The organism is Actinomycetospora sp. (assembly GCF_055612215.1).
Genome location: NZ_JBVPVA010001176.1, coordinates 1 through 4,254, shown reverse-complemented (window position 1 = coordinate 4,254; position 4,254 = coordinate 1). Strand labels below are relative to the sequence as shown.

Sequence of the window (4,254 nt, the reverse complement as noted above, 5' to 3'; positions counted from 1 at the left end):
CGGTGACGCCGCTCGCGCCAAGGGCGTCCCGACCGTGACCGCGTTCCTCTCGCCGGAGACCGGCGCGGCGGTGCGCGCCGAGCACGGGCCGGCCGACCTCGTCGTCGCGAACAACGTCTACGCGCACATCCCCGACGTCGTGGGCTTCACGCAGGGCCTGCGCGCGATGGTCGCCGACGACGGCTGGGTGTCGATCGAGGTGCAGCACCTGCTGACCCTGGTGGCGCTCAACCAGTTCGACACGATCTACCACGAGCACTTCCAGTACTACACGGTCGGCACCGCGATCCGGGCCCTCGCCTCGGGTGGCCTGGACGTCGTCGACGTCGAGCTGGTGCCCACCCACGGCGGCTCCATCCGCCTCTGGGCGCGGCCGAGCGAGCTGGGCGTGGCGGCGTCGCCCGCCGTCGCCGACGTGCTCGCGCAGGAGGCCGCGGCCGGGCTCGACACCGTCGAGGGACACGCCGGCTTCGCCCGCGACGTCTCGCGCATCCGCAACGACCTGGTGCGCTTCCTCATCGACGCCGCCGACCGCGGGGAGACCGTCGTCGGCTACGGCGCGCCGGGCAAGGGCAACACGCTGCTGAACTACTGCGGCATCCGTCCCGACCTTCTCGCCTACACGGTGGACCGGAACCCGTACAAGCACGGGCGCTACACGCCCGGCACCCGGATCCCGATCCACGAGCCGGAGCGCATCGACGCCGACCGGCCGGACTACGTGCTCGTGCTGCCCTGGAACCTCCGCGAGGAGATCACCACCCAGCTCGCGCCCGTCGCGGAATGGGGCGGCAGGCTCGTGTTCCCGATCCCCGCCCTCGAGGTCGTCGACCCGGCGACGGGCACCGTCACCGCGGGATCGGCGGCGGCCACCTCCGCGCGGTGACTCCCCCCGCCCCCGAACGACCGAAGGAATCGCTGTGAAGGTCGTCCTGTTCTGCGGCGGATTCGGCATGCGCATGCGCGACGGGGACTCCGACGTCCCCAAGCCCATGCAGATGGTCGGTCCCCGACCCCTCATCTGGCACGTGATGCGGTACTACGCGCACTTCGGGCACAAGGAGTTCGTCCTGTGCCTGGGGTACGGCGCCCACCACATCAAGGACTACTTCCTCAACTACCGCGAGACCGAGTCGAACGACTTCGTCCTGCGCGAGGGCGAGCTCGAGCTCGGCGGGTCGGACATCGCCGACTGGACGATCCACTTCGTCCACACCGGGCTGGAGTCGCCGATCGGTGAGCGGCTGCGCCGCGTGCGCCACCTGCTCGCCGACGAGGAGATGTTCCTGGCCAACTACGCGGACGTCCTCACCGACGCCCCGCTCGACCAGATGGTCAAGCGCTTCGCCGACTCCGACGCCGAGGCCGCCCTGCTCGCGGTGCTGCCCCAGGCGGTCTTCCACATCGTCGAGTCGGACGACGACGACCGGATCACCTCGATCCACCCCGTGACGGACATGGGGGTGCGGGAGAACGGCGGCTACTTCGTGCTGCGGCCCTCGGTGATCGACCGCATCCCCGAGAACGGCGACCTCGTCGGCGACGCCTGCACGGCCCTGGCCGCCGAGGGCAAGCTCATGGGCTACCCGTACGAGGGCTTCTGGCTCCCGGCGGACACGCTCAAGGAGCGCAACCAGCTCGAGGCCGCCTACCGCGCCGGGACCCGTCCCTGGATGCTGTGGGAGAAGCACGAGCCCGACCTGCCGCCGCTCGAGAGCCTCGTCACCCAGCACCTGCAGTCCTGATGCGGCCGCTGGTCCCGGAGCGGCTCGACGAGCTCGTCCTGCTCGGGGCGCACTGCGACGACATCCCGATCGGCGCCGGCGGCACCCTCCTGACGCTGTGCCGGGCGCGTCCCGGGCTCCGCGTGCGGGCGCTGGTGCTCTCCGGCGCCGGGACCCCGCGGGAGGACGAGGAGCGGGCCGCGCTCGCCGCGTTCTGCCCCGGCGCCGACCTCGCCGTCACCATCCTCGACATGCCCGACGGCCGGCTGCCGGTCCACTGGAACTGGGCGAAGGAACAGCTCGAGGCGTTCCGGCGGACCTGCGAGCCCGATCTCGTACTCGCCGGCCACCGCGCCGACGACCACCAGGACCACCGCGAGCTGGCCCGCCTCGTCCCGACGGTCTTCCGCGACCACCTCGCCCTGGGCTACGAGATCCTCAAGGCCGAGCCCGACCTGGCGCAGCCGCCGCTGCTCTGGCCGCTCGAGCCCGACGTCGTCGACGAGAAGATCCGCCTCCTCCACGCGCACTACCCCTCGCAGGTCGCCCGCAGCTGGTTCGACGACGAGGCCTTCCGGGGCCTCGCGCGCATCCGCGGCGTCCAGGCCGGCCGCCGCTACGCCGAGGGCTTCCACCCCACCCGCCTGCTCGTGGGCGCACCCGCCTGAGCCAGGCTGGTACCGCCCACACGAAGGGAGACCGCGCCATGCGCGTCCTGCTCACCGGCCACCAGGGGTACCTGGGCACGCTCGGAAGCGGCATGCTGGCCGCCGCCGGCCACGAGGTCACCGGGCTCGACTCCGGGCTCTACGCCGACTGCGTCCTCGGCGAGCTGGAGCGCCCGGACCCGCCGTCCCTCGCCGTCGACCTCCGCGACGTGACGGTGGACCAGCTGCGCGGGTTCGACGCCGTGATCCACCTCGCGGCCCTGTCGAACGACCCGCTGGGCTCGCTCGCCCCCGAGCACACCTACGACATCAACCACCACGCCTCGACGCGGCTCGCGACGCTGGCCAAGGAGGCCGGCGTCGGGCGGTTCGTCTACGCCTCGACGTGCTCGGTGTACGGCGCCTCGGGCACCGACGACGTCCTGGACGAGAACGCCCCGATGAAGCCGGTGACCCCGTACGCGGAGTCGAAGGTGCGCGTGGAGGCCGACCTCGTCGACCTCGCCGACGCCGACTTCGTTCCGGTGTCGATGCGCAACGCGACCGCGTTCGGCTTCTCGCCCCGGCTGCGCGCCGACATCGTGCTCAACAACCTCGTCGGGCACGCGGTGCTCTCCGGGGTCATCAAGGTCATGAGCGACGGCACGCCGTGGCGCCCGCTGTGCCACGGCCGCGACATCGTCTCGGCCGCGATCGCCGCCATGGAGGCGCCGGCCGACGTCGTGCGCGGGCAGGCGTTCAACGTCGGGAACACCGAGAACAACGTGCAGGTCCGCGACATCGCCGAGGCGGTCAAGGTCGTCGTCCCCGAGGCCGAGCTGCTCGTGACCGGCGAGACCGGCGGCGACCCGCGCTCCTACCGCGTGGACTTCACCAAGATCGAGAAGATGATCCCGGAGTTCCGCTGCGAGTGGTCGGTGGGCGACGGCGCGGCCGAGCTGCTCCGCGAGTACCGGGCGCGCGGGCTCACCCAGGAGGCGTTCGACCGGCGCTTCACCCGCCTCGCCGTCCTGGCCGCCCGCCAGGCCGCCGGGACGCTCGACGCGACGCTGCGCCCGGTGGGCTGAGCGCCGCCCCGATCACGCTCCGAGCTGGGCCCGCAGGTCCTTCCAGGACCCCGCCGTGCGGTCCCGCTCGGAGATCGCGGTGACCTCGAGCGGCCAGGCGATGGCGAGGTCGGGGTCGTCGTGGGCGACCCCGACGTCCTCGCCCGGCGCGTGCGGGGTGTCGATCCGGTAGCAGACGTCGGCGTCGGTGAGGGCCTGGAACCCGTGCAGCAGCCCGGCGGGCACGTAGAGGTGCCAGAACTCCTCGTCGTCGAGCCGGAACGAGGCGACCGTCCCGAACGTCGGTGACGAGGGGCGGGCGTCGACGAGGACGTCGTGCACCGCGCCGTGCGCCGCCCGCACCAGCTTCGCCTCGCCCGCGCCGCGCCGGCCGTGCAGACCGCGGATCGTCCCGGCGCGGGACCGGGACTGGCTGTCCTGGGCCACCGGGCCCAGGTCGACGCCGTGCTCCGCCGCGATCGCGGTGTCGAACGTGCGCGTGAACAGTCCCCGGTCGTCGCGGTGCGGGGTGGGGACGAACACCAGGACACCGTCGATCTCGCTCGTGCGAACCTCCATGGCGCCATCCTGCAACACCGACCCCGGCCGTCCGGCGCCCCCGCCCCGCGGGGAGGATTAGCTCGTGGACGCCCTTCCTACCGACGACGCCGGTGAGCCGCGGTCCCGTGCAGTCTCCTGCCGCTGGTGCGGCGGTACCGCCGGCCGCGTGGTGCTCGACCTGGGCGACCAGCCCGCATCCGACCACTTCCCGGCCGCGGACGACCCGGGCCCGGACGCGGTGCATCCGCTGCGGAT

General features: G+C 72.8%; 5 protein-coding genes. 4 read left to right on the top strand and 1 reads right to left on the bottom strand.

Annotation, left to right across the window (positions count from 1 at the left end; genetic code table 11):
- The 4 genes from AC0CYZ_RS31560 to AC0CYZ_RS31545 form a co-directional block, all read left to right on the top strand.
- Window positions 1-886 (top strand): class I SAM-dependent methyltransferase (locus tag AC0CYZ_RS31560; RefSeq protein ID WP_472222197.1); only part of this gene is annotated, 886 nt, incomplete at its 5' end.
- Window positions 887-920: 34 nt separating this feature from the next.
- A complete protein-coding gene (locus tag AC0CYZ_RS31555; RefSeq protein WP_472222195.1) occupies window positions 921-1,745 on the top strand; it encodes a sugar phosphate nucleotidyltransferase in 825 nt (274 codons plus the stop codon).
- On the top strand, window positions 1,745-2,392 hold the full coding sequence (locus AC0CYZ_RS31550; RefSeq protein ID WP_472222193.1) for a PIG-L deacetylase family protein: 648 nt from the start codon (window positions 1,745-1,747) through the stop codon (window positions 2,390-2,392). The genes AC0CYZ_RS31555 and AC0CYZ_RS31550 overlap by 1 nt, the downstream gene beginning before the upstream one ends.
- A gap of 38 nt (window positions 2,393-2,430) precedes the next feature.
- A complete protein-coding gene (locus AC0CYZ_RS31545) occupies window positions 2,431-3,459 on the top strand; it encodes an NAD-dependent epimerase/dehydratase family protein (protein ID WP_472222191.1) in 1,029 nt (342 codons plus the stop codon).
- 12 nt (window positions 3,460-3,471) lie between these two features.
- Here AC0CYZ_RS31545 and AC0CYZ_RS31540 read toward each other — a convergent pair whose 3' ends face one another.
- Window positions 3,472-4,017: a dTDP-4-dehydrorhamnose 3,5-epimerase family protein gene (locus tag AC0CYZ_RS31540; RefSeq protein ID WP_472222189.1), complete on the bottom strand. Its 546-nt coding sequence runs from the start codon at window positions 4,015-4,017 to the stop codon at window positions 3,472-3,474.
- Window positions 4,018-4,254 lie beyond the last annotated feature (237 nt).

Excerpts from the sequence above, each read along its gene's own strand:
- AC0CYZ_RS31545 (WP_472222191.1), top strand. The coding sequence starts at position 2,431 with ATGCGCGTCCTGCTCACCGGCCACCAGGGGTACCTGGGCACGCTCGGA.
- AC0CYZ_RS31540 (WP_472222189.1), bottom strand. The coding sequence starts at position 4,017 with ATGGAGGTTCGCACGAGCGAGATCGACGGTGTCCTGGTGTTCGTCCCC.
- AC0CYZ_RS31550 (WP_472222193.1), top strand. The coding sequence starts at position 1,745 with ATGCGGCCGCTGGTCCCGGAGCGGCTCGACGAGCTCGTCCTGCTCGGG.